The sequence below is a fragment of the Halomonas sp. CnH100-B genome (assembly GCF_024124605.1).
Taxonomy (GTDB): domain Bacteria; phylum Pseudomonadota; class Gammaproteobacteria; order Pseudomonadales; family Halomonadaceae; genus Vreelandella.
In genome coordinates, this window is sequence record NZ_JAMXRX010000002.1 from 554,936 (window position 1) to 577,721 (window position 22,786).

18 protein-coding genes are annotated in these 22,786 nt (G+C 60.0%); 8 read left to right on the top strand and 10 right to left on the bottom strand.

Going from position 1 to position 22,786, the window contains the following annotated elements; translation table 11 throughout:
- The first annotated feature begins 19 nt into the window (after positions 1–19).
- Positions 20–3,355, top strand: coding sequence for a mechanosensitive channel MscK (gene mscK / locus NH398_RS06210; protein WP_366070167.1), 3,336 nt, complete (start codon positions 20–22; stop codon positions 3,353–3,355).
- A 3-nt stretch (positions 3,356–3,358) separates the two neighbouring features.
- Here the strand turns inward: mscK and NH398_RS06215 are convergent, their stop codons facing one another.
- Genes NH398_RS06215 through NH398_RS06225 form a run of 3 tightly spaced genes read right to left on the bottom strand, consistent with a single transcriptional unit; the run spans position 3,359 to position 7,425 of the window.
- Positions 3,359–4,111 carry a TlyA family RNA methyltransferase gene (locus tag NH398_RS06215; protein ID WP_253017247.1) on the bottom strand — a complete coding sequence of 251 codons (753 nt, stop codon included), beginning with the start codon at positions 4,109–4,111 and terminating at the stop codon, positions 3,359–3,361.
- Positions 4,112–4,146: 35 nt separating this feature from the next.
- Entirely contained in the window at positions 4,147–6,171 is a 2,025-nt protein-coding gene (locus tag NH398_RS06220) for a hypothetical protein (protein ID WP_253017248.1), read from the bottom strand.
- A 30-nt stretch (positions 6,172–6,201) separates the two neighbouring features.
- A complete protein-coding gene (locus NH398_RS06225; protein ID WP_159341677.1) occupies positions 6,202–7,425 on the bottom strand; it encodes a carboxylate--amine ligase in 1,224 nt (407 codons plus the stop codon).
- A 208-nt stretch (positions 7,426–7,633) separates the two neighbouring features.
- On the opposite strand from NH398_RS06225, the gene NH398_RS06230 reads away from it, so the two are divergent.
- The 3 genes from NH398_RS06230 (at position 7,634) to NH398_RS06240 (ending at position 9,347) form a co-directional block, all read left to right on the top strand.
- Positions 7,634–7,963, top strand: a complete 330-nt coding sequence (locus NH398_RS06230) for a DUF1820 family protein (RefSeq protein WP_009100748.1) — start codon at positions 7,634–7,636, stop codon at positions 7,961–7,963.
- Positions 7,964–8,047: 84 nt separating this feature from the next.
- Complete coding sequence (locus NH398_RS06235) at positions 8,048–8,683, top strand: TIGR04211 family SH3 domain-containing protein (protein WP_159341678.1); 636 nt, start codon at positions 8,048–8,050, stop codon at positions 8,681–8,683.
- A 31-nt stretch (positions 8,684–8,714) separates the two neighbouring features.
- Entirely contained in the window at positions 8,715–9,347 is a 633-nt protein-coding gene (locus tag NH398_RS06240; protein WP_253017249.1) for a thiopurine S-methyltransferase, read from the top strand.
- A gap of 20 nt (positions 9,348–9,367) precedes the next feature.
- On the opposite strand, the gene NH398_RS06245 is transcribed toward NH398_RS06240, so the two are convergent.
- From NH398_RS06245 to cysP, 5 genes are all read right to left on the bottom strand, one after another.
- Entirely contained in the window at positions 9,368–9,961 is a 594-nt protein-coding gene (locus NH398_RS06245) for a YajG family lipoprotein (protein WP_253017251.1), read from the bottom strand.
- A gap of 110 nt (positions 9,962–10,071) precedes the next feature.
- Positions 10,072–11,166, bottom strand: a complete 1,095-nt coding sequence (locus NH398_RS06250; RefSeq protein WP_253017253.1) for a TOBE-like domain-containing protein — start codon at positions 11,164–11,166, stop codon at positions 10,072–10,074.
- Positions 11,163–11,990: a sulfate ABC transporter permease subunit CysW gene (cysW, locus tag NH398_RS06255; RefSeq protein WP_159341682.1), complete on the bottom strand. Its 828-nt coding sequence runs from the start codon at positions 11,988–11,990 to the stop codon at positions 11,163–11,165. The genes NH398_RS06250 and cysW overlap by 4 nt, the downstream gene beginning before the upstream one ends.
- Positions 11,990–12,844 (bottom strand): sulfate ABC transporter permease subunit CysT, encoded by an 855-nt coding sequence (gene cysT / locus NH398_RS06260; protein ID WP_159341683.1) that lies wholly within the window; start codon positions 12,842–12,844, stop codon positions 11,990–11,992. Before cysT ends, cysW begins: the two co-directional genes overlap by 1 nt.
- Before the next feature lie 9 nt (positions 12,845–12,853).
- Positions 12,854–13,891: a thiosulfate ABC transporter substrate-binding protein CysP gene (cysP, locus tag NH398_RS06265; protein WP_290441413.1), complete on the bottom strand. Its 1,038-nt coding sequence runs from the start codon at positions 13,889–13,891 to the stop codon at positions 12,854–12,856.
- Between the two features lie 243 nt (positions 13,892–14,134).
- Between cysP and rpe the strand changes: the two genes are divergently transcribed.
- Complete coding sequence (gene rpe, locus NH398_RS06270) at positions 14,135–14,833, top strand: ribulose-phosphate 3-epimerase (protein ID WP_253017255.1); 699 nt, start codon at positions 14,135–14,137, stop codon at positions 14,831–14,833.
- Positions 14,834–14,891: 58 nt separating this feature from the next.
- Here the strand turns inward: rpe and NH398_RS06275 are convergent, their stop codons facing one another.
- On the bottom strand, positions 14,892–16,190 hold the full coding sequence (locus NH398_RS06275) for an NAD(P)/FAD-dependent oxidoreductase (RefSeq protein ID WP_253017257.1): 1,299 nt from the start codon (positions 16,188–16,190) through the stop codon (positions 14,892–14,894).
- A gap of 144 nt (positions 16,191–16,334) precedes the next feature.
- On the opposite strand from NH398_RS06275, the gene NH398_RS06280 reads away from it, so the two are divergent.
- Positions 16,335–16,994: a phosphoglycolate phosphatase gene (locus NH398_RS06280; protein ID WP_253017394.1), complete on the top strand. Its 660-nt coding sequence runs from the start codon at positions 16,335–16,337 to the stop codon at positions 16,992–16,994.
- A 3-nt stretch (positions 16,995–16,997) separates the two neighbouring features.
- Here the strand turns inward: NH398_RS06280 and NH398_RS06285 are convergent, their stop codons facing one another.
- The gene (locus NH398_RS06285) at positions 16,998–17,915 is read right to left on the bottom strand and encodes a zinc ABC transporter substrate-binding protein (protein WP_159341688.1); all 918 of its coding nucleotides are present in this window, start codon (positions 17,913–17,915) and stop codon (positions 16,998–17,000) included.
- Between the two features lie 291 nt (positions 17,916–18,206).
- On the opposite strand from NH398_RS06285, the gene NH398_RS06290 reads away from it, so the two are divergent.
- Both NH398_RS06290 and fdhF read left to right on the top strand, forming a co-directional pair.
- Positions 18,207–19,946, top strand: a complete 1,740-nt coding sequence (locus NH398_RS06290; protein ID WP_253017268.1) for an NAD(P)H-dependent oxidoreductase subunit E — start codon at positions 18,207–18,209, stop codon at positions 19,944–19,946.
- Positions 19,943–22,759 carry a formate dehydrogenase subunit alpha gene (fdhF, locus tag NH398_RS06295; RefSeq protein ID WP_253017270.1) on the top strand — a complete coding sequence of 939 codons (2,817 nt, stop codon included), beginning with the start codon at positions 19,943–19,945 and terminating at the stop codon, positions 22,757–22,759. Before NH398_RS06290 ends, fdhF begins: the two co-directional genes overlap by 4 nt.
- The last annotated feature ends 27 nt before the right edge of the window (positions 22,760–22,786 follow it).

Genomic DNA, 22,786 nt, shown 5'->3' on the forward strand with positions numbered 1-22,786 from the left:
TCAATGAGGCATCCGTCACGTGGTTAGAAATGCCCTAAAGGCGGCCATCGGCTGCCTATGTATGGTGGCGATGTTAGCAGGTACCGCCACTGCTCAAAGCACTCCGGTTGAGCGCGTCCCTCCTCAAACAGAGCTGACCGAACGCCTAGCGGCGCTGGAATCGCTCGACACCGAACTCACCGAAGACCAGCAGCGCGATCAGGCGGCACTGACCGCTGCCTTGCAAGCCTACGAGCGGCTGCAGGCCATCGAAGAGCGTCAGCAGGCGCTGGAACAGCGGGTCAACCAAGCGCCTGACCAGCTGCTGCGTTTGGAGCGCGAGCTGAGTGATGCCGAAGAGGAGAGCCAGCAGCTATCGGTCGATCGCCTCAGCGATATGCCTTTAGAGGCGTTAGAGGCCGAGCAGGCGGACGCCGTAGTCGAGCTGCAGCAGCTACAGAGCCAAATGGCGGAAGTGAACTCCCAACTGCTTGCGGCACAAACGCTGCCGGAACGGGCACAGCAGGCCATTTCCGATGCGCTGCAGCGCGCCGAAACGCTACGCCGTGAGCACGATACCCGAGCGGCGCTGCTCGCCGACCGCCAGCTCTCGGCCCGTGAGGATGCGCAGCTCATTCAGTGGCGCTTGGAGCGAGCACTGGCTGAGCAAGAGGTGAGCCTGAACCAGCGAGAGCTGAGTGCCAACAGCCGCTTGCGCGAGCTGGCCCAGCAGCGCCGCGACTTGCTGGCCTTGCAGATTGATCAGCAGGAGCAGCAGCTTAACCTGCTGCAGGGCGTCATCGACCGCCAGCGACGCCTTCAGTCCGAGCAGGCCATTGCCGATGCGGCCAAGAATGACCCACTCATCGCGGAAGGGCATCCGGTCGTGTTGAACGCTCAGCAGCTTAACCAAACGCTGAGCCTAGAGTTACTGCGGGCAACCGACCGCGCCAATGGCATCGTGCGGGAGAACATCGAGGCGCAGCGCCAATTGGAGCATGTTCGCCAGCTTCAGCGCAGTCTCAACGAGCAGATGGAAGCGATTCGTGGCAGCCAGCTGCTGTCGCGTATTCTCCGCGAGCAGCGCCAGTCGCTGCCGGACGTGGTGCCGCGGCGTGATTTACAGGACGAAATCGCCGACCTGCGTTTGAAACAGTTCGACCTCATTCGTCAGCGTGACCAGCTTCGCCAAGGGGAGCGCTTGGCCACCCAGCGCCTGGAGGAAGCCGGGGTCGATGTCACGCCGGGCTTGGTAGACTCTCTCACCCGGTTGTATCAGTCTCGTCGCGAATTGGTCGAGCAGCTCGAGCAGGCTTATGGCAGTTTGCTGAGCTCAGCCATCGAGCTGCAGCTCAATCAACAGCAGCTGCTCACCACTACTCGCGATCTGCGCGCCACGATCGATGAGCAGCTCTTTTGGGTGGCCAACAGCCGCCCGCTGGACGTGAACTGGCTGCGTCAACTCCCCCAGCATCTCAAACAGGAGTGGTACGAAGGGGAGTGGCGTGCCGTGTTACCGACCCGCTGGCAGGGACTCTCGTGGGATTTGCTGGTGGGCGCGCCGTTGCTGCTGCTGAGCGTGGTATTGATCGCCTTACGTGGTCGGATCAAACAGCGTTTGGCGCTGATTCATTCGCAAATTGGCCGTTTGAAGAGCGACACCCAACTGCATACCCCCAAGGCCGTCCTGCTCAATGCGCTGTTGGCATCGCCGGGGCCGCTGGCGCTTGCGGGAGCGGGCGTTGCCCTGCGCACTGTCGAGGGTGGCCTTTCACTAGGGCTGTCGCCTGCGCTGCTTCAGCTTGGCTTGAGCTGGTTCGTGATCGCACTGGGGCGGCGCTTGCTGGTGCCCGATGGTGTGGCGGAGCGCCACTTCACCTGGGCGCCAGCGTATAACGCGCGGCTGCGCCGCCTGTTGATCGGCCTGGGGGTTGCCCTGGTGCCGGTCGTGGCCATTGCGGCCATGTCCGAACAGATGGAAACACCGCTGGCCATGCGGCCAGTGGCCATGGGGCTGTTCATGAGCGGGCTGGTGGCCATGGCTTGGTGGCTGGCGCAGCTCATTCTTGCTCATGTGCCGATTTTTGGTGTGCGGCTTTTCAGGTTGATCCTGGGGTTGGCGATGGCCGCCGTGCCGCTGGTGCTGATGGGGCTGGTCGCTTGGGGTTACGAGTACACGGCGCTCAGGCTGGTGGCGCGCTTTGCCATTACGCTCTACTTGCTGGGGCTTTGGGTCGTGGTGGAAGCGACGGTCGTACGCAGTTTGGCCGTGGCCGCCCGTCGGCTGGCGTATCGCCGAGCGCTGGCGAGGCGCCGCGCCCAAGTGCAAGAGGGGGCCGAAGGTGGGCTGGAGGTGGTCGAGGAGCCGCCGCTGGATATGGAAAAGATCAATGCCCAGTCGCTGCGTCTTTCCAAGCTGATCCTGCTGATTGGCTTCAGTGCGCTGCTCTATTTGGTGTGGTCGGACCTGCTCTCGGTGTTGGGTTACTTGGATCAGGTGTCGCTTTGGGAGGCGGGCGAGGGCGATTTGGTCGACAACGCGCTCTCTATTTCTGACTTTTTTACGGCGCTGCTGGTGGTCGCCGTCACCTTCATCATGGCCCGTAACCTGCCTGGCCTGCTCGAAGTGATGGTGCTGTCACGCTTGGCGCTCAAGCAAGGGAGCGCCTATGCCATTAGCTCGTTGCTCTCTTACACCATCGTGGGAACGGGCATTGTCATGTCGCTGGCGACGTTGGGGGTCTCTTGGGACAAATTGCAGTGGCTCGTGGCGGCGTTGAGCGTGGGGTTGGGTTTTGGTTTGCAGGAGATCTTCGCCAACTTCATTTCGGGGTTGATCATCCTGTTCGAGCGTCCTATTCGTATCGGTGACACCATTACGTTAGGGAATCTTCACGGCACGGTCAGCCGGATTCGCATTCGGGCCACCACGGTGACCGACTTCGATCGCAAAGAGATCATCATTCCTAACAAGACCTTCGTCACGGATCAGCTCATTAACTGGTCGCTGTCTGATAACGTGACCCGCGTGGTGCTGACCTATGGAGTGGCCCATGGCTCCGACTTACCGTTGGTGCATCGGCTATTGCGCCAAGCCGCCGATGAAAATGCCCGCGTGCTGGATGACCCGGAGCCTCAGGTGTTCTGCTTGAGCTATGGGCCGCACAGCTTGAATTTCGAGTTGCGAATTTTCGTCAACGACTTGTTGGACCGCCTGTTCGCCGCCGATGAGGTGAATTGTCGGGTGGATGAGCTGTTCAAGGAGGCGGGAGTGAAGATCGCCTTCGAACAGCTCGATGTATGGCTGCATCGTGAGCAGGGAGAGTCGGTGAAAGTGCAGTCTCAACCGACTCTCCCGCCTGCCACATTGAGCTAGCCGTTAGCGTTTGCTGGCGAGCAGGAGAAATTCTCGGTTGCCATCTCCGCCGGTGATGGGGCTCTCTTGCCAGTGGCTGATGGCAAGGCCGCACTGTGCGCAGGCGGCGCGAATGTGTTGCTCGACGTCGGCGTAGCGGCGAGGGTCGCGTACGATACCGCGCTTGTCCAGCGCCCCAGGGTCCAGCTCGAACTGCGGTTTGACCAGCGATAGAAGTTGCCCGCCAGGGGGCAGCAGCGCGGCAATCTCCGGCAGAATCAGCGTCTGGGAGATGAACGACACATCCATCACCGCAAGATCAATGGGGCGCTCGGCCAGCGCGTTCAACAGCGCCGCTGCCCTGCTCATGTGGCGGGCGTTGAGGCCCTCCAAGCAGGTCACGCGCGGGTCGCTGCGCAGGTGGCTGGCGAGCTGGTCGTGACCCACTTCCACACCAATCACGTGCCGAGCGCCAAACTGTAGGGCGCAATCGGTGAAGCCGCCCGTCGATTGGCCGATGTCCAGCACGCCTCGCTCGTCGAGGCGCATGTCCAGCGCGTGTAACACGCCCTCTAGCTTGAGCCCCGCACGGGAGGCGTAGCGCTCCTCTGGGTCTTCGTCGATATGTAGCGGCGTGTCCAAGGTCCACTTTTCCGAGGGTTTGGTGAGCCGCGTACCATCGCGCAAAAAAACGCGCCCGTTTTTGATCAGCCGTTGGGCACGGGTACGAGAACTGGCCAGCCCTTGGCTGACCAGCAGTTGATCGAGTCGTATCATCGTGGTCGTGTCTATCGTGGTTGAGGCGCCCCGTGTTACTGGGGCCCTGGGTCGGCCTGTAAGTCAGTTGATGGAAGGCGGGTCGCTCCCCAACTACGGTGCAAAAACCCCTTCACACGCTCCAGCTCTTCATCGGTGACGGTGGCCAGTTCGCCACGCTCCAGCGGGTCGTAGTGATAAATATAGAGCCGTGAGGTGAATTGCTCGAAGGGCAGGGAGGCTTCGCCAAAACGCTCGCCGTTGCCGGACGTGCTGACCTTGACGCCATCCCCCCAATCCTGGCCGCTGTCGTTGTTGGGGTTGTAGAAGTAGATCCGCATGACGTCGTTGGGATCCAGCGAGGCCCGCAAAATCGTAATGGCATGCCAGCCGATGAAACGCGCGGCGCTGTCGGTGACGGCGATACCGGCAGGCTGGGGATGAATCAGCGGCTGGTTGCCATTGTAGTAAGGGTGATAGCTGGCATAGAAGTGGCGAATGAACGTATCGACTTCGCTGAGTTTTCCCGTGGCGACATCCACGTTAATACTGAACCCGCGGCCGGACCACCAGCCGTGAAATTCGGGGTTCACCCAGCGGTGGGGGTCGCCTTCCCGGCCAATGCAGCGTCGGCCCATTTCCGCGTAAATGCGGTCCAGGTGAGGCACCACGATCAAGGAAACCGGGTCGAGGTCCATCGGCAGTTCGGCGGCCACGCCCGATACGCTCTCGTTGGAGGAGATCGGCTGGCCTTCGAAGTGCATGATGATTTCGTCATCCCGCGCGGCCCAGGTGACCATTTGCAGCAGATAGTCCGGGTCGTTATACGCCCACATCGAGAGCGCCCGGGCCGATTGGCAGGTTGGGTTATTGCCCTGGCCCACGCCCAGCGGCAGGCCCAGCATGCACAGCACGCCCTCGATGAGTCGGGCACGGGGGGAGGCAACCTCGCCATAGGCCAGCGACAGCCGAGCCTCGGCCCACTCGGAGAGCTGAAGATTGAGCTGACGCCACATGGCAGGGGCCACCGGCGGCTGGTAGAGGATGCCGCGCTCTAGCAGAAGCGCTAATCCATACACCGCTTGTGCCGTCGCTGGATAGACGCCGCTGCGAATCAGCGCATGCACCAGCTCGCGGTAGCACAGCAAACAGTCGCGGCCCGTGGAGGAGAGCCCCAGCGCTTCGGATAGCAGATGGTCGCCCTCTTCCAACAGATAGCGCAGCAGCACCGCATGGTAAGGGGAGACCAGGCCAGTATCGTGCATGGCGCGGGCAAAACCGGTGGATTCGGCTTGTAACGTGGCGTTATCCATGCGCTCTAGGCGTGCGCGGTAAATATCGATGCCGGGGTCTTCACGGCACGCCTGGGTCGGACCGTACAGCGAGCTAACCAGTCTATCGGCCCCGTGGCCGCTGGCTCCCAGGTCGATCTCGGGGTTGGCCTGACACAGTGCGATCTGAGTGATCATCTGTTTGATGGCATCGACCTGAATGGGTCGCTGTTTGAGGATGCGCCAAATTTCATCGATCAACTGGTCGATGACGTACTCATAGCCGATGCGCTCGGCCAAGTGTTGAAACAGGTGGCGAGAGATGTTCGCCAAACGCCCCTGGGTTTCCCGTTCGGCTTCACTGGGCGCATTGAAGAGCAGCCATAGATTGATCGCCATGACTTGAGTCAGGTAGTGGTGCGCCTGCTCTTGGGAAATAAGGGGGTGGGAGTAATCGCCTTTGGCTACGGCCAGTAACCGCAGCTCGCTCAATGCTTCAATGACGACCACATTGGCATCAGCGCTTTTAAGCGAGTAGGTCGTCAATGTGGGGATTAGGTATTGTGGCGTCTCCCAATCCGACCCGGCAAAGATGCCAGCGGATTCAAAATCCGCCGCGCGCTGCTCTAGAGCAGCACAGCCGCCCGCCTGCATGAGCACGCGCCTAGCCGTATCCAATACGCGGGGCAGCTTTGCGGGTTTAGAAAAGGCAGGCGCCTGCGAAAGCAGGCGCACCGCATCATCGAATTTGCTCAGTAATCCATCGAGCTTGCCATCTTCGGTGGAAGTGGCTTCTTGCTTGGTCGTCACGGTGACTCCTTATCCCAGCCTTGGCGGGGATTATACATAGAAGTCGAGATCTTCTTGGCGTTTGAGCAGATCGCGAATCGTATGCGCATCGTCGCCTTTAAAGTAGATCAACCCCCAATGCGTACCAAAGGCGGTGCGTTTCGTGACGGTCTCTTCCACCGGTGGTGTCAGTTCGTGAGACTCGAAGTACGGGTGATCTTCCGTCTCTTCCGGGATTTCCAGACGGCTGACGACCCGGCGGCGCGGGTAAACCCCAAAGCAGCCCGCGAAGCCGTCGGCATCGACGATCTCTTTCGGGAAGAATTCAGCCACTTCGTCTTTAGTGCTTTTCGGATCGAAGACCAGCATAGACGCCTGGTAAGCGTTAAAGCCGTAAACCCGCTCCAGCAGCTCGAACACCTTGAAGCCCGGCGGACGGTAGGCCACTTCGCCAAAGTACATCTCGCCGTCGCTGGTGACGAAGTATTCGGGGTGAATCAGGCCAAACTCAATATCAAACGCCTTGATCAGTTTTTCGATCTGCGCGGTGATCTGCTCACGGTATTTTTCTAGTTCTGGAGAGGCAGGTACGAAGACGGAATAGCCTAGCGTGACGTACTCGGAAATGTTCAGGAAGGCGATTTTGCCGTCATGAATCCACGCCTCTACGGCGAACTCCCAACCGTCCAGGTGCGACTCCATCAACACCGGAAACTCTTCATCCGGGATGGTATCGACTTCGTCAGGGGTTCGAATGACCCGGTGGCCCAGGCAGCCCGCTTTATCAAACGCTTTGAGGTGAATCGGGTCGTTGGGGTCGCCATCGAGTTTCAGCAGCGTCTGGTTGACCCGCTTGAGGAAGCGAATCACGTCCTCTTTGTCATGGGCTTCTTCGAAAATGCCCACGCGAATCCCGCCAAGCTGGGCGCGACGTTTCATCAGCGCTTTGTCACGTAGGAGCAACGATTGTCCGTAAAGACGCGGGTTGTCCAGCAGTACCGAGTTGATGGCGCCCGCCCACTCCACGGTCTCTTCGAACAGGGGGATCGCGACGTCGACGCCTTTCTCTTTCAGCGTCTCGGCGATCTCCATGGAGCGGTCGTTGAGACGCTCGAAGTTCCAGGGGACATAGGGGATGTCGTGCTTTTGGCAGTACTCTTCCGCCCAGTCGGGTGCCACCACGATATATCGACGGTCAAAATTTTCCGCCGCTTCGATCGCATTGAGGCTCCAGCCTAAGAGGGCGATATAGCCCTTATTGGGATCCTTTTGCATGGTGTTGACTCCTCTGGGGTGATGAATGGTCTTGCCAAATACTCTCTTCACCATACACGACCCAAACCATTCTGGGCTAATTAGCAGCTTCTGAAGCGAAAATAGGGGGAATTCGCTGACTTTGGCGATGTCTGCTAAAGGGCAACACGCGAATATGGTAGGCTTGCGGCTTAACGATACGTTCAAGTGGCAAGAGGAATAGGCCAAGATGGCGGCCAAGCCGATCTACCGTGTGGTGGTTCACCAGCAGGGTGAAATTTGGGATTTATACGTCAGAGAGATATTTCAGAGCGAACTCTGGGGCTTTATTGAAGTCGAGGAGTTTGTCTTTGACGATGCGTCGCGGGTGGTGGTGGATCCAGGAGCGGAAAAACTGCAGCGTACCTTCGAGGGGGTCAAGCGTAGCTACCTGCCGTTGAACGCCATTGTGCGGATTGACGAGGTGGAGCGTGAAGGCCCGCTAAAGGCCGTGAAAAGTGATGCCCGCGTCGCAGAGTTTCCTCGTCCCTTCCCGTTACCGCCCCGCGGGGAAGGGTAAGCGCCTAAGACATGCGCAACGCTTTGAGCGACACGCGCGGCGGCTTCGTCGGCCACGCGCGTTTTTTGATCAGGACATGACGTTATGCAAGTAGAAAAATTTCGCAGTAATTGTTACGCCGCCGCGATAGGCGTGCTGTTAAGCGTGAGCAGCCAAGCAGCGCTGGCTCAATCCGATAGCCAAGCCTGGGTCAGCGATGAGCTGAGCACCTATGTACGTAGCGGGCCGACAGATGGCTATCGCATTGTGGGTACGCTCAATGCAGGCGAGCAGGTCGAAGTGCTCGACACCAGCGGTGACTACACACGCGTTCGCAGTAACAGTGGCGATACCGTGTGGGTACTCAGCAACGAGCTGCAGCAAACGCCCAGCGCGCGCCAGCAGCTCCCCGAGCTGCAAGCTCAGGTAGACGAGCTGACCCAAGAGTTGGACGGTATCAACGAAAGCTGGGAACAGCGGGTCTCCTCGATGACCGAAACGCTAGACATCCGCGAGCAGCGCATCGCCGATTTGGAAGCCCGTAACCTCGAGCTGGACAATGAAGCCGAACAGTCGCGCCAACAGGTGCGCGCGCTGCAAGCCCGTCTGGATACGCAAGAGGAAGACTTGCTGATGCGCTACTTCATGTACGGTGGCGGTGTGGCGGGCGCTGGCCTGCTGGTGGGGTTGATCGTGCCGCATTTGCCGCGCCGTCGTAAAAAGCGGGACCGCTGGTTCTAAGCGCGAGTTCCCAGTCATCGAGAGGTAGCTCATGGAGAATCCCTGGCGACAGCGTTGGCAAGAGGGGCGGATCGGCTTTCACCTTGAGGAGGCGCACTCGGCTCTGGTCGAACACTGGCCTACACTTGGCGTGGCAGAGGGGACCAAAGTACTGGTGCCGCTCTGCGGTAAGAGCCTGGATATGCGCTGGCTTGCTGATCGTGGGCATCCGGTGCTAGGAATCGAGCTGGCGCCGGAGGCCATCGAACAGTTTCTGGCCCAGCGCAGCGGCGGCGTTTCGCGCTATCGCCAAGCGGGGTTCGAGGTGTCTCGTCAGGGCAGCATCGAGCTATGGTGCGGTGATTTCTTTCATCTGCATATTCAACAGGCGGCAGAAGTGGGCGCGTTCTATGACCGTGCCTCGCTGATTGCGCTGCCGCCCGCGACCCGTGAGCGCTACGCCTTTCATTTGGCGCAGCTGATTCCGCCCGGAGCGAAGGGGCTATTGGTGGGCCTCACCCATGACGCTGGCGACGCGGGGCCGCCTTTCAGCGTGCCGGATGAGGAGATCGAACGGCTGATGGCGCCTAATTTCCGCATCGAGCGGCTTGCGCATCTGCCTGCCGATGACCGTGGCCGCAGCGAGAGCCTGTGGGCTCTGGAACGCCGCGGGCCACGGGTATGAGGGCTCGCTTGGCGAGCAACTCAACGAGCGAGCAGCTGGCCTAGTTCTGGGTCACTGAACGCTCGGTTCAAGCCATCGCTGAGTAGGTCATTGAGCATGCGCGTATTGGCATCCTCACCGGGTTTGATCGCATAGCCCTGCGTACGGCGAGAGGTATACGTGCCGGTGTAGGTCGTCCCCTGGTTTTGCGCAATGGCGCGGAACACTCCTTCGATCCGCGCTTCGTCGATCAGTGGCTGCCCGCTATCCCCACGCCCATAGTGCAAGCTGGCCAGCTCCAGCGTCAGGCTAGGGCGGCCCTGGGCGGCTTCCCGCGTGGGTGTAAAGCCCATGTCTCTGGCAGCGCGTTCTGCTTCGGCCTGCAGTTGTGGGATCAATTCATGGCTGTTGACGGTGATTTGCGCCGTCGACATGCTGCCGCCCGCTCGGGTACCAATCACTTCACTCGGCCGTGCATCGACGGCCACCACGGTGACCTGCTGGCCAGAGCCGGTTTGCGGCACGTTTGCGCTACGCGTAGGGTTGAGCTGAAGGTATTGAGGGCTGGCACAGCCCGCCAGCAATACGGTGGCCAACAGCGCAGCAGACGCGCGTAAAAAGTGACGCCGACGCATAAAACTCTCCGCAATCATCGTGGTTGTACGAGATAAATGTCTGTCGTAACAAGGCATTGAGGGTGAAAGCCCCAGTATAGCGCTGTGTTAACGCGAGAAGCCAGCAGCGCCTAGGCCACGCGCGCCTGTTGCTCGGGCGTTTTAGCGTCCTCTTTGAAGCGGTGCCACTGGCGTGGATGGGCGAACAAGCGCTGCCCACGGCGCATGTGTAAACGCTCGAAGTCGGCGTGGCGCACGGTGGCTTGCCAAGGTTTTGCCAGCCAGTCGGCCTCGAGCTCTACGCGCACTTCGGCCCCGACCGGGGAGATAGCGGTAATCGTCACCGGCAGGTGGCTCTCGGCGCTGGGCTCTTCCGCTAGACGCACCTCATGGGGGCGCAGCAACAGCTCTTCGTCGCCATCGGGCAAGTCGACGTTCAGGTGCGCGTCACCGCAGGTCAGGACGCCATCGCGAACGTGCCCCTCTAGGTGATTCACATCCCCCAAGAACTCGAACACGAAGCGGTTCTTCGGCGCGCGGTAAAGGGTATCCGGCGTGTCGATTTGCTCGATGCGACCGTTGCTCATTACCACCACGCGATCAGACAGCTCCAGCGCTTCTTCTTGGTCGTGGGTGACGAAGACGCTGGTAAAATTCAGCTCGTCGTGCAGACGGCGCAGCCAGCGGCGCAGATCCTGGCGCACCTTGGCATCCAACGCGCCAAACGGCTCATCGAGCAGCAGTACGTCAGGTTCCACGGCGAGCGCGCGAGCCAGCGATACGCGCTGCTGCTGGCCGCCAGAGAGCTGCGCAGGCAGACGGTTCGCCAAGTGCTCAAGCTGGACCATTTCCAGCAGTCTAAACACCCGTGCCCGAATCTCGCCGTTGGAGGGGCGGCGCTTCTTCGGCATCACCGTAAGGCCAAACGCCACGTTGTCGTAAACGCTCATATGGCGAAACAGCGCGTAGTGCTGAAACACGAAGCCGATGCGGCGGTCGCGAACGTGCACGTTGGTCACGTCACGGTCGCCAAACAGGATTTTGCCGGGCTGAGGAGAGCGGTCGGCGTTCTCCAAACCGGCAATGATCCGCAGCAGGGTGGTTTTGCCCGAACCGGAAGGGCCTAGTAGACCTACTAATTCACCTTCGTGAATATCCAGGTTGATCGGTTCGAGCGCCTGGGTGTTGGCAAAGTGCTTGGCAATATTCTGTAAGCGGATACTCATGAGAATGCCTCCCGGCGCGATGCGCGCCATTCCAGGCCTGCCTTGGCCGCAAGCGTTAACAGGGCAATCAGGGCCAGCAGGGCGGCGCTCGCGAACGCGCCCACGGCGTTGTAATCCTGATAGAGCTGCTCTAGATGCAGCGGTAGCGTATTGGTTTGCCCACGAATGGCCCCTGAGACAACCGAGACCGCGCCAAATTCACCCACCGCGCGGGCGTTGGTGAGGATGATGCCGTAGAGCAGTGCCCAGCGGATGTTGGGTAGTGTGACCCGCCAAAACGTCGTCCAGCCGGAAGCGCCCAGCGTTACGGCGGCCTCTTCTTCCCGTGAGCCTTGGGCCTGCATAAGCGGGATTAATTCACGCGCCACAAACGGGCAGGTGACGAAGATGGTGACCATCAGAATGCCCGGCCACGCGAACATTAGCTGAATATCGTGAGTGTCGAGCCAACTGCCAATCCAGCCGTTGCGGCCATACAGCAGTAGATAGATCAAGCCCGCCACGACGGGAGAAACGGCAAACGGAATATCAATCAGCGTTTGCAGAATGCGCCGCCCTGGGAAGCTAAAGCGCGTCACCAGCCACGCCAGCGCGACGCCAAACACCAAGCAGATGGGGATGGTCATTAACGCGATGACCAGCGTGAGACCAATGGCGTGCAGGGTGAAGGTATTGCTCACGTTCTCCCAAAACACCGCCACACCTTGGGAGAACGCCTGAGCAAAAATAGCCACCAGCGGCAGCAGCAGAAATAGCGCAGACAGCAGTAGGGCCGCGCCAATCAATAAGCGCCGCACTAAAGGCGCATCACCAATCCGGCGCATTATCCTTTCCCTCCATGCAGACGACGCACAAAGCGGCCCTGCCAAATATTGATAGCGAGCAGCAGTGCCAGAGAGACAAACAGCACCACCGAGGCAATGGCAGACGCCCCCGCGTAGTCATACTCCTGCAGTTTGACGAAGATCATCAGCGCGGTAATTTCGGTTTCGTAGGGCATGTTGCCAGCGATAAAAATAATCGCGCCGAACTCACCTAGTGAGCGTACGAAGGCAAGCCCGGTACCGGTCACTAGGGCTGGCCAAAGGTGCGGCATAATCACTCGACGAAACGCCACGCCATCGGTGGCGCCCAGGGACATCGCGGCTTCGTCCACCTCGGCAGGCAAATCTTCCAGCACCGGCTGCACCGTGCGCACCACGAAGGGAATACTGGTGAAAGCCATCGCCAGCGCAATCCCTACCCAGGTATAGGCGATCTGAAGCCCCATTGGCTCGATGATACTGCCTACCCAGCCATTACCCGCATAGAGCGTGGCCAGGGTGATGCCAGCCACGGCAGTGGGCAGGGCGAAGGGGAGGTCCATCAAGGCATCAAGCAGGCGCTTGCCAGGAAACTCATAGCGCACGAGTACCCAGGCCAGTAGCAGGCCAAACACCGCATTCACCAGCGCGGCCACCGCCGCTGCGCCGATGGTGACCATGTAACTGGCGACCACGCGGCCCTCGGTAATGATCGCAAGGTACTCGGCCAAGCTCAGTTCGGAAAGCTGACCAAACAGGCCCGTCATTGGTAGTAGCAATACTAGCGAGATGAACAGCACGCTGATGCCCATCGACAGACCAAAACCCGGCAGCACGCGCGTGCTGCCGGATCGCCAAAATGCTAACTGGCTCATGGGATACCGTTAACGACGTTGCAGTTGATCGAGTAGAGCCCCGCCTTCGAAGTGGGTCTCCATCGCTTCTTCCCAGCTACCGAACACGTTTTCGACTTCGAACAGCTCGGTGTCGGGGAACTGGTCGGCAAACTCTTCGACCACCGTCTCGTTATGGACGCGGTAGTTAAAGCCTGCCAATTGGCGCTGGGCCTCTTCGGTGTAGAGGTACTCCAAGTAGCTTTGGGCTAAATCGCTGTTGCCGTTGCGCTCGGCGTTCTCACCCACTACGGCCACCGGGAACTCGGCCAGAATGCTTACCGGCGGGACGACCACTTCGTAGTCATCGCTGCCATATTCGCTGCGGATGTTGTTCACTTCGGATTCGAAGCTGATCAGCACGTCACCAATGCCGCGCTCGATAAAGCTGGTGGTCGCGCCGCGACCGCCGGTGTCGAACACCGCCACGTTGCCCAGGAACGTGCGCATGAAGTCTTGAATCTGCTCTTCATCGCCGTCGAACTCGTTCTCGGCGAAGCCCCAGGCGGCAAGATAGGTATAGCGACCGTTACCGGAGGTTTTCGGGTTAGGGAAGACCATCTGCACGTCCTCTTTGACGAGGTCGTCCCAGCTCTCGATGCCTTTCGGGTTGCCTTTACGCACTAGGAACGCGGTGGTGGAGTAGTAGGGCGACGCGTTGTTCTCAAACGCATCCTGCCAATCTTTCGCCACCAAGCCAGCATCGGCGAGTACCTGCACATCGGTAACCTGGTTAAACGTCACTACGTCCGCACGCAGGCCCTGCATGATGGCGCGCGCTTGGGCAGAGGAGCCACCGTGGGACTGGCTGATAGCGATCTCTTCGCCATGCTCTTCTTCCCACCACGCCTGAAACTCAGGGTTGATCGCGGCGAATAGCTCGCGGGCGATGTCGTAAGAGGAGTTCAGCAGCTCGCGCTCTTGAGCGACAGCGGCGCTGGAGAAGGTCATGCCAGAAACGGCGGTGCCCACGGCAGCGGCCAATAGACTGCGGCGAAGGCCGGTACGGAATGCAGAGGATAATGTCATTGCAGACTCCTTAAGGCTGAGGGCGATGTCATCGCGATGCCGATAAGGTTAAACCTAGGATTGGGGAATTACAATCGTGTTTTATATTCTATTTGGAAATATGTCTGGGCATATCGAGACAAGCGATGGGGACTTCTCGGGGAGGCCCTGGGCATAGGGCTTCTGAGTTGGCTCTGGTAAGATGGCCCGCTCGTGATTATCTCCGTTTCTTTCTCCCCGTTCCGCCTACTCGAGGACCCTTTCATGAGCGCTGCACAGGATTTTTTGATTGCCCCGTCGATACTTTCCGCTAATTTTGCGCGGCTGGGCGAGGAGGTCGACAACGTGCTGGCGGCCGGTGCCGATGTGGTGCATTTCGATGTGATGGATAACCACTACGTACCGAATCTGACCATTGGGCCGATGGTATGTAAGGCGCTGCGCGATCATGGCGTGACGGCGCCGATCGATGTGCACCTGATGGTGAAACCGGTGGATCGCATGATCAGCGATTTCATTGAGGCGGGTGCCAGCTACATCACCTTCCACCCAGAAGCCTCCGAGCATATCGACCGCTCGTTGCAGCTGATCCGTGACGGTGGTTGTAAGGCGGGGTTGGTGTTTAACCCGGCAACGCCGCTTTCGTATCTTGATTATGTGATGGACAAAGTCGATATGGTGTTGCTGATGAGCGTCAACCCCGGCTTTGGCGGCCAGTCGTTCATTCCCGGTACGCTGGACAAGCTGCGTGAGGCACGGGCACGTATCGACGCTTCGGGCTTGCCCATTCGCTTGGAGATCGATGGGGGCGTCAAAGTCGATAATATCGCGGATATCGCCGCCGCCGGTGCCGATACCTTTGTAGCGGGTTCAGCGATCTTTAACGCCCATCAGGCAAGCGACCCGCACGGCTACGACAGCGTGATTCAGCAGATGCGCGCGGCGCTCGCTAAGGTTCGCTGAGACGGAAGGCGCGCTAAGACATAAGAGGGGCGGGCTGATCCCCGCCCTTTGCATGTCCTTAGTGAAGTTTCATGCGTGGTTTGAGGTAGCGGTTCAATTTATCCACCAGCCAGGCAAGCCCGGTTTTTGGCGCACCGTGAATAGAGAGTTGATGCATACGGTAGAGCGATGCGTAGGCTTGGCGCGCCAACCAGCCCTCCAAAAACAGCCCCCGCGATGCCGAGCTGCGCATCAAGTTCCCGACCGCATCGTAGCGGGCCAGCGATACCAGCGAGCCGTGGTCGTGGTAGATGAAGTCTTGCAACGGCTTTTTGGTCAGGCATCGCTCAAGGTTCTTCGCCAATAGCTTGGCCTGCTGATGCGCGGCCTGAGCGCGAGGCGGTACCGTGGCCTCATCGCCTTGGGGGCAGCAAGCGCAGTCGCCCATCGCAAAAATATGCGGGTCGTCTACGCTCTGCAGCGTCTGCTTGACGTTGATCTGGTTGCGCTTGTTGGTGCTTAAGCCCAGCTCAGTAAGAAACGGCGGCGCTTTAATGCCTGCGGCCCATACGTTGAGATCGGTTTCAATCACCTCTCCGTCGCCTGTGACCAGCTGATACTCCTGGGCTTCTTGAATCGCCGTGCCGACATGCACGGTGACCCCCATGCTCTCCAACTCCTGTTGAACGGTCTGGCTGATACGTTCGGATAAACTGGGCAGCAGTCGTGGAGCCGCTTCAATCAAGTGTACGCTGATCGTTTGGTGATCCACCGCCGTGACGCCATAGGCATTGAGCAGGCGCGAGGCGTCTAACAATTCCGCCGAAAGCTCCACCCCCGTCGCACCGCCGCCGACAATCCCAATGGTGAGCTGGGTGTGCTGGCGCAGGTTGGGGTCGGTATAGCGCAGGAAGGTATTGATCATATCCCGCTGGAAGGCTTTGGCCTGCTGGGGGGAGTCGATGAAGTGGCAGTGCTCTGCAACCCCTTGGGTGCCAAAGTCGTTGGAAACGCTGCCCAGCGCCAGCACCAAGTAGTCGTAGGTGAGCTGGCGGGCGGGCAGGACCTCCACGCCATCCTCGTCTTCGATGGGGGCCAAGTGAATGACCTTCTGTTCCCGATCAAGACCGTTGAGGGAACCGCGCTGGTAGCGGTAGTAGTGGGCCGAGGAGTGCCCACGATAATCCACTTCATCCATGCTGGAGTTGAGCACCCCGGTGGCCAGTTCGTGCAGCAGCGGCTTCCATACGTGGGTGGCGTTGCGGTCAAGCAGGACAATCTCAGCGCGCTTTTTTTTACCTAGCGTATGTCCAAGACGGGTGGCTAGGGCTAGCCCGCCCGCACCGCCGCCCACAATCACAATTCGGGGAATGGCCATTACTCTCTCCTTGGCAAATATAGCCACAGCATAGAACTTTCTGCAGTGTATGACGAAGGTCTAAGCGGGTAAGATGACTGAATTAATCGACATTATCGTGAACCAGTAGCTTAGACGCATCAGTGAGGCCAGCTCGTGCATACCATGTTGCAAGGAAAGCGGTTAATTGCCTTTGATTTAGACGGTACGTTAATCGACTCGGTGCCGGATTTGGCCGTTGGCGTACAGCGGGCGCTGCAAGAGGTTGGCCTGGCTCAACCGAGTGAAGCGCAGGTGCGCGACTGGGTGGGCAATGGGGCGCAGGTGCTGGTGGAGCGAGCGCTGACCTGGGCGCTTAGTGCTCCTCCCGAGGCAGCGCTGCAGCAGAGCGCCTATGACGCGTTCATGCGCCATTACGGGGCCGCCCCCAATGCGTTAACCCAACCCTATCCCGGTGCCTTTGAAGCGCTTCATGCGCTGCATGAAGCGGGTTTTGTGCTGGCCTTGATTACCAACAAACCCGAGCGGTTCATCGCGCCTATTTTAAGCCACTTTGGCGTGCTTTCGCTGTTCACGTCGACGGTGGGTGGCGACTCGCTGGCCGAGAAAAAGCCCAGCCCGCTGCCGCTTCTGCACGTTGCCCAGACGCTGGACATTACCCCTTCGGCGAGCGTGATGGTGGGGGATTCCCGTCACGATATCGCAGCGGGCAAGGCGGCGGGCTTCACCACCGTGGCGCTGCCGTATGGCTATAACCACGGCGACCCCATCGAGCAGAGCCACCCGGACCTGCTCGTGGCCTCGCTTCGTGAGCTGGTAAGCTAGCGGCTACTCCCCGGCCCTGGCACCCCCTAGGGCCTCGTGCAGCAGCTCTGCGTTGTAGCGCAGCATGGCAGGGTAGTTATAAGCGGGGCCGTCGGGTTCGCTCAACGTATCCACGTAAAGCGGGCCTGCCAGTGTCAGGCCGGTCTCACGGGCCAGAGCATCCATGTGGATATAGGGCGTCGTGCTCTCATAGAAGAGAGCGGGCGGTCGCTTGTCGGCGAGCCGTTTGCTCATGGCAGCCATGGCATCCGCACTGCCCATCGTTTCGCTATTCATGCCCCAAATGGCAGCGAATTCAAACCCATAAGCGTGGGCGAAATAGCTCAGTGCCGCTTCGCTCGTGGTGAGCAGGCGGTTGGTTTGAGGAATCCCTTCCAAACGCTCGGTGAGTTGCTGGTCGAGCAGCACCAGCGCCTCTTTAGCTTCGGCTGCGCGGGTTTGGAAGGCCGCGGCCTTCTCTGGCGAGTGCACGCTGAGCGTTTGAGTAATGACATCGAGATAGGCCGCCGCGCCTTTAGGGTCCATCCACATATGCGGATCAGGACGCCCCTTATGCTGGCCCTGTTGTAATGCCAGAGTGGGGTAATCGGCGGTTTCGGCCAGGGCCATCAGTGTGAGCGTGTCACTGGCCATCGCTTCGACATGGCGAATCCACGGCTCTAGCCCATGGCCGTTATAGAACACGATATCGGCCTCTTCCACGGCGAGTACGTTAGGCGGGGTAAGCTCCCAGCGGTGTACGTCTTCACCAATCGGTACGATGGTCGTAATGGCGATGTCGTCACCGGCAACGCGTTTGACCAAGTCCTCGATCACTGAAAAAGAGGCAATGATCTTGAGCGACGACGCGGCGAGCGCTGGGGAGGAGGCGAGGAGTGCTGCTAACAAGAGCGTGATGATCCAAGGGGTTCGCTTATCCATGCCACGCTCCTAACTCATTAAAATGACGGCAAATAATAAAGAGAGTCGCGCCCCGTTGCCAGTTTTGCTCTGCTGAGTGAGCTGCTGTGGCAAGTGGCAAGAGACTGAAAGGCGCGATGGTTTCCCCGCTGACGCTTAACCTCTATGCTATGAAAAAGCCGTCAACGCAGGCGTCGCTCGTGGCGGCTGCCCCATCAAGTCGCTTTCGTAACGTTTGGGCGCTTCTCTGAGCATAGCGGCTTTGACGGCGGTATTTGTAACGTTCTTTGGCCTAGCTCTGGATGGCGCGTCATGACCTCTCAACCTATTACGTCTTCTCGCCGCCGTCGCGGCTACCCAAAAGGGCGCGATGTGGCCCCTGTGGCGCTGGCGGCGCTTCGCGATTTGTTAGGCGATGAGCGCCAAACGCCCCGCTTGAAACGTCGCGACCTGCTGATAGAGCATCTACACGCCATTCAGGATGCTCACGGCTATTTGTCACTCGTGGAACTGCGTGCCCTAGCAGCCTACATGAACCTGCCTATGGCAGCGGTGTACGAGACGGCGACGTTCTATGCCCATTTCGATGTGGTGCACGACCACCAAGCGCCCCCGCCGGATACGACGATTCGCGTCTGTGATTCTCTTTCCTGCCAATTAGCGGGGGCCAGTGCGCTACACAAAGCGTTGGAAGCCCACGTCGATCCTGACTGTGTACGGGTGATCCGTGCGCCCTGCATGGGCCGTTGCGATACCGCGCCGGTGGCCGAGGTGGGCCATCACCATGTGCTGTATGCCACCGCAGAAGGCGTCGAGGCCGTAGTGGATACCGGCCACTTTCACCCTGAAGCGATTTTGTGGCAGCGGCTTGACGCCTATCAGCAGGCTGGCGGTTACCAGTTACTGGCCCATGTGCGCAGCGGTAAGGTCAGCATTGATGATGTGCTGCAGGCGCTTGAAGTCTCGGGCCTGCGAGGCTTGGGGGGGGCAGGCTTCCCCACGTTTAAAAAGTGGCAGGCCGTGCGCCAAGCCGCCGGGCCGCGCTACTGCGTGATTAACGCTGATGAGGGCGAGCCGGGGACGTTTAAAGATCGCTACTATTTAGAGCGCGCGCCGCATCAGTTTCTTGAGGGCGCGCTGGTCAGCACCTGGGCGATAGAGGCCGAGGCGCTCTATATCTATCTGCGCGACGAATACCCCGGCCTGCACCGCGTGCTCCATGAAGCGATTGCAGAGCTTGAGCAGTCGGGCATCGTCGCGTCTGGATTCATCATCATGCGCCGGGGCGCGGGCGCTTATATATGCGGTGAGGAGTCGGCGCTGATCGAATCCTTGGAAGGCAAGCCCGGCAAGCCGCGCCACCGCCCGCCTTACGTAGCCCAGCAGGGGCTGTTTGGCCGCCCCACGCTGGTCAATAACGTTGAAACCGTTTATTGGATTCCCGCCATTTGGCACAAAGGGGCGGAGTGGTTTGCCGGGCATGGGCGCAACGGTAGGCGCGGTTTACGCAGTTTTTCTGTCTCAGGGCGAGTGAACAAGCCCGGCGTGTACTTGGCGCCAGCAGGCATCACGCTGCGCGAGTTGATAGAGGAGTATGCCGGCGGCATGGCAGACGGGCATACGCTGGCCGCTTATCTGCCCGGCGGCGCCTCGGGTGGCATTCTGCCCGCCAGCAAAGCCGATGTGCCGCTGGATTTTGACACGCTGCAGGCGCACGGCAGTTTTATTGGGTCAGCGGCGATTATCGTGCTCTCTGAGCAAGACAATCTTCAAGCGGTGGCCACCAACCTGCTGGCTTTTTTTGCCGATGAATCCTGCGGGCAGTGTACGCCTTGCCGGGTAGGCACCGAGAAAATGCTCAGCTTGCTAGAGCAACCCACATGGGATGTGCAGGCGCTCACTCGACTGGCACAAGTGATGCAGGACGCCTCGATTTGCGGCCTGGGGCAAGCGGCTCCAAATCCTGTATTGGGGCTACTCAAGGATTTCCGCCCTGCGCTTGTCCAGCAGCAGATTATCGTCAGCGATGCCGCTGAAGGGAGTGCACCATGACTGCTTCGTTCACTATTGTCTTGGATGATCAAGAAGTCATTGCCTACCCCGGAGAATCCCTTTGGCAGGTGGCCAAGCGCGCTGGTGAGAGCATTCCCCACCTCTGTTTCAAAGATGCCCCCGGCTACCGCGCCGATGGTAACTGCCGGGCCTGTATGGTGGAAGTGGAAGGCGAGCGAGTGCTGGCGGCAAGCTGTATCCGCGAGGCCAAACCCGGCATGGTGGTACGCAGCGCCCACTCGCCCCGTGCCATACAAGCGCGTGAAACGGTATTGGAACTGCTGATGGTCGACCAGCCCAGCCGCGTCCAAAGCCCTGACCGCTCCAGCCACTTCTGGGAATTAGCCGATCAGTTAGCGGTCAACGAAGCGGCCGTTAAGTCATGGCTGCCGCCACGCCGTAAAGCAGCCGTCAGCCATGCGGCGGCAGCGCCACAGGTGAGCCAGCCAGATACCAGCCACCCGGCGATGCACGTCAACTTGGACGCCTGCATTACCTGCAACCTGTGCGTGCGCGCCTGCCGCGAGGTGCAGAGTAACGATGTCATCGGCATGGCGCAGCGGGGCGCCGCCGCCACCGTGGTATTCGATTTTGCTGACCCGATGGGCCAAAGCACCTGCGTTGGCTGCGGCGAGTGCGTGCAGACGTGCCCTACCGGCGCGTTGATGCCCGCCACCGTGGTCAATGCCGCAGGTCAGGGCGATTCTCAAAGCCAGCGGCAGGTGGATTCCGTGTGCCCCTACTGCGGGGTGGGCTGCCAGCTGACGTACCATATTAACGACGATGCCCTGGCCTATGTGGAAGGACGCAATGGCCCCGCTAACCAGAACCGCCTGTGCGTGAAAGGCCGGTTTGGGTTTGATTACGTGAGCCATCCCGCACGGCTGACCAAGCCGCTGATACGCTTGCCTGGGATTCCCAAGGCGCTCGACTCTACCTTTGAGCCTGCCAATCCATTTAGCCACTTCCGCGAAGCCAGCTGGGACGAAGCGCTGGAAATCGCGGCGGGTGGCCTAATGGCGATTAAGCAGGCGCAAGGCCCCAAAGCATTGGCGGGCTTTGGCAGCGCCAAGTGCTCTAACGAAGAGGCGTGGCTGTTCCAGAAGCTGGTGCGTACCGGTTTTGGCAGCAATAACGTGGACCACTGCACGCGGCTTTGCCATGCCAGTTCCGTCGCAGCGCTGATGGAGTGCCTGGGTTCAGGCGCGGTGACCGCTTCGTTTATGCAGGCGCTGGAGGCCGACGTGGTGATTCTAACCGGCTGCAACCCGGCGGTGAATCACCCCGTGGCGGCGACATTCTTTAAACAGGCAGCCAAGCAGGGTACCGAGATCATCATTCTCGACCCTCGCGGGCAGGCGCTGGATGCTTACGCAAGCATGAGCGTGCGCTTTACACCGGGGGCAGATGTATCGCTGTTCAACGCGCTGCTCCACGTGATCATCGCGGAAGGCCTGTATAACCAAGCCTACATCGACGCCCACACCGAAGGCTTTGAAGCGCTCAAGCAGAGCGTGGCCCACAGCACACCCGACGCCATGAGCGCGCTGTGCGGCGTAGCCCCCGACACTATTCGTGAGGTGGCGCGCCGCTACGCCAACGCCGAGAAAGCGATGATTTTCTGGGGGATGGGCATCTCCCAGCACACCCACGGCACCGACAATGCCCGCTGTTTGATCTCTTTGGCACTGGCCTGCGGTCACACCGGTCGCTCCGGCACAGGCCTGCACCCGCTGCGCGGTCAAAATAACGTGCAGGGTGCCTCGGATGCGGGGCTGATTCCCATGGTGCTGCCGGACTACCAGCCAGTAGGCGATAGCCAGCTGCGCGCCGCATTTGAGGAACTATGGAACACGCCGCTGAGCGATGAGCCTGGGCTGACGGTGGTGGAAGTGATGAATGCGATTCACGCAGGCGAGGTGCGCGGTATGTACATTTTGGGTGAAAACCCAGCGATGTCAGACCCGGACCTTACCCACGCCCGCGCCGCGCTGGGTAAGCTTGAGCATTTGGTGGTGCAGGATCTGTTTATCACTGAAACCGCCCAGTTCGCCGACGTGATTCTGCCTGCCTCCGCGTGGCCCGAAAAAGACGGCACCGTGACCAACACTAACCGCCAAGTACAGCTGGGCAGGGCGGCATTACCGCTGCCAGGAGAAGCCAAACCGGACTGGTGGATCATTCAAGAGATCGCTAACCGCTTTGGGCTGGGCTGGCGCTATCAGCACCCGCAAGACGTGTTTGCCGAAATGCAGCAGGGCATGCACTCGTTCAATCACATTAGCTGGGAGCGGCTAGCGCGGGAGAACTCCGTCACATACCCCTGCCCAGCCGAGGATGCCCCCGGCCAGGACGTGGTCTTTAGCGACGCCTTTCCGCGCGCTGGCGGGCTGGCTAAATTCGCCCCCACGCGCCCGCTACCGCCGGATGAGCCGGTGGATGATGATTACCCGACGGTACTGACCACCGGCCGTCAGTTGGAGCATTGGCATACGGGCTCCATGACGCGGCGTGCTCAGGTGCTCGACGCCCTAGAGCCAGAAGCGGTCGCCAGCCTCTCACCGGGCGAGCTCAACCGTCTGGGGGTAGTACCGGGCGAGAAGCTCACCATTACCACGCGGCGAGGCACAATAACGCTGACCGCCAGAGTGGACGATAAAATCCCCGATGGGATGGTGTTTGTGCCGTTTGCCTACGCCGAGGCCGCCGCCAATCTGCTCACCAACCCGGCCCTGGACCCCTACGGCAAAATACCCGAGTTCAAGTACGCCGCCTGCCGACTGGAGCGGGCAGCAGTGCCGCAGCCCCACTAAGCGCGCGCTGCCTCTGCAAGGAGCGTC

What these genes read in the sequence shown, in the direction of transcription:
- NH398_RS06280 (WP_253017394.1), top strand. Translation starts at nt 16,335, where the DNA reads ATGTTGCAAGGAAAGCGGTTAATTGCCTTTGATTTAGACGGTACGTTA.
- NH398_RS06235 (WP_159341678.1), top strand. Translation starts at nt 8,048, where the DNA reads ATGCAAGTAGAAAAATTTCGCAGTAATTGTTACGCCGCCGCGATAGGC.
- NH398_RS06245 (WP_253017251.1), bottom strand. Translation starts at nt 9,961, where the DNA reads ATGCGTCGGCGTCACTTTTTACGCGCGTCTGCTGCGCTGTTGGCCACC.
- cysW (WP_159341682.1), bottom strand. Translation starts at nt 11,990, where the DNA reads ATGCGCCGGATTGGTGATGCGCCTTTAGTGCGGCGCTTATTGATTGGC.
- cysT (WP_159341683.1), bottom strand. Translation starts at nt 12,844, where the DNA reads ATGAGCCAGTTAGCATTTTGGCGATCCGGCAGCACGCGCGTGCTGCCG.
- NH398_RS06230 (WP_009100748.1), top strand. Translation starts at nt 7,634, where the DNA reads ATGGCGGCCAAGCCGATCTACCGTGTGGTGGTTCACCAGCAGGGTGAA.
- NH398_RS06290 (WP_253017268.1), top strand. Translation starts at nt 18,207, where the DNA reads ATGACCTCTCAACCTATTACGTCTTCTCGCCGCCGTCGCGGCTACCCA.
- NH398_RS06275 (WP_253017257.1), bottom strand. Translation starts at nt 16,190, where the DNA reads ATGGCCATTCCCCGAATTGTGATTGTGGGCGGCGGTGCGGGCGGGCTA.
- NH398_RS06215 (WP_253017247.1), bottom strand. Translation starts at nt 4,111, where the DNA reads ATGATACGACTCGATCAACTGCTGGTCAGCCAAGGGCTGGCCAGTTCT.
- NH398_RS06285 (WP_159341688.1), bottom strand. Translation starts at nt 17,915, where the DNA reads ATGGATAAGCGAACCCCTTGGATCATCACGCTCTTGTTAGCAGCACTC.
- NH398_RS06225 (WP_159341677.1), bottom strand. Translation starts at nt 7,425, where the DNA reads ATGCAAAAGGATCCCAATAAGGGCTATATCGCCCTCTTAGGCTGGAGC.
- NH398_RS06240 (WP_253017249.1), top strand. Translation starts at nt 8,715, where the DNA reads ATGGAGAATCCCTGGCGACAGCGTTGGCAAGAGGGGCGGATCGGCTTT.
- fdhF (WP_253017270.1), top strand. Translation starts at nt 19,943, where the DNA reads ATGACTGCTTCGTTCACTATTGTCTTGGATGATCAAGAAGTCATTGCC.
- rpe (WP_253017255.1), top strand. Translation starts at nt 14,135, where the DNA reads ATGAGCGCTGCACAGGATTTTTTGATTGCCCCGTCGATACTTTCCGCT.
- cysP (WP_290441413.1), bottom strand. Translation starts at nt 13,891, where the DNA reads ATGACATTATCCTCTGCATTCCGTACCGGCCTTCGCCGCAGTCTATTG.
- NH398_RS06250 (WP_253017253.1), bottom strand. Translation starts at nt 11,166, where the DNA reads ATGAGTATCCGCTTACAGAATATTGCCAAGCACTTTGCCAACACCCAG.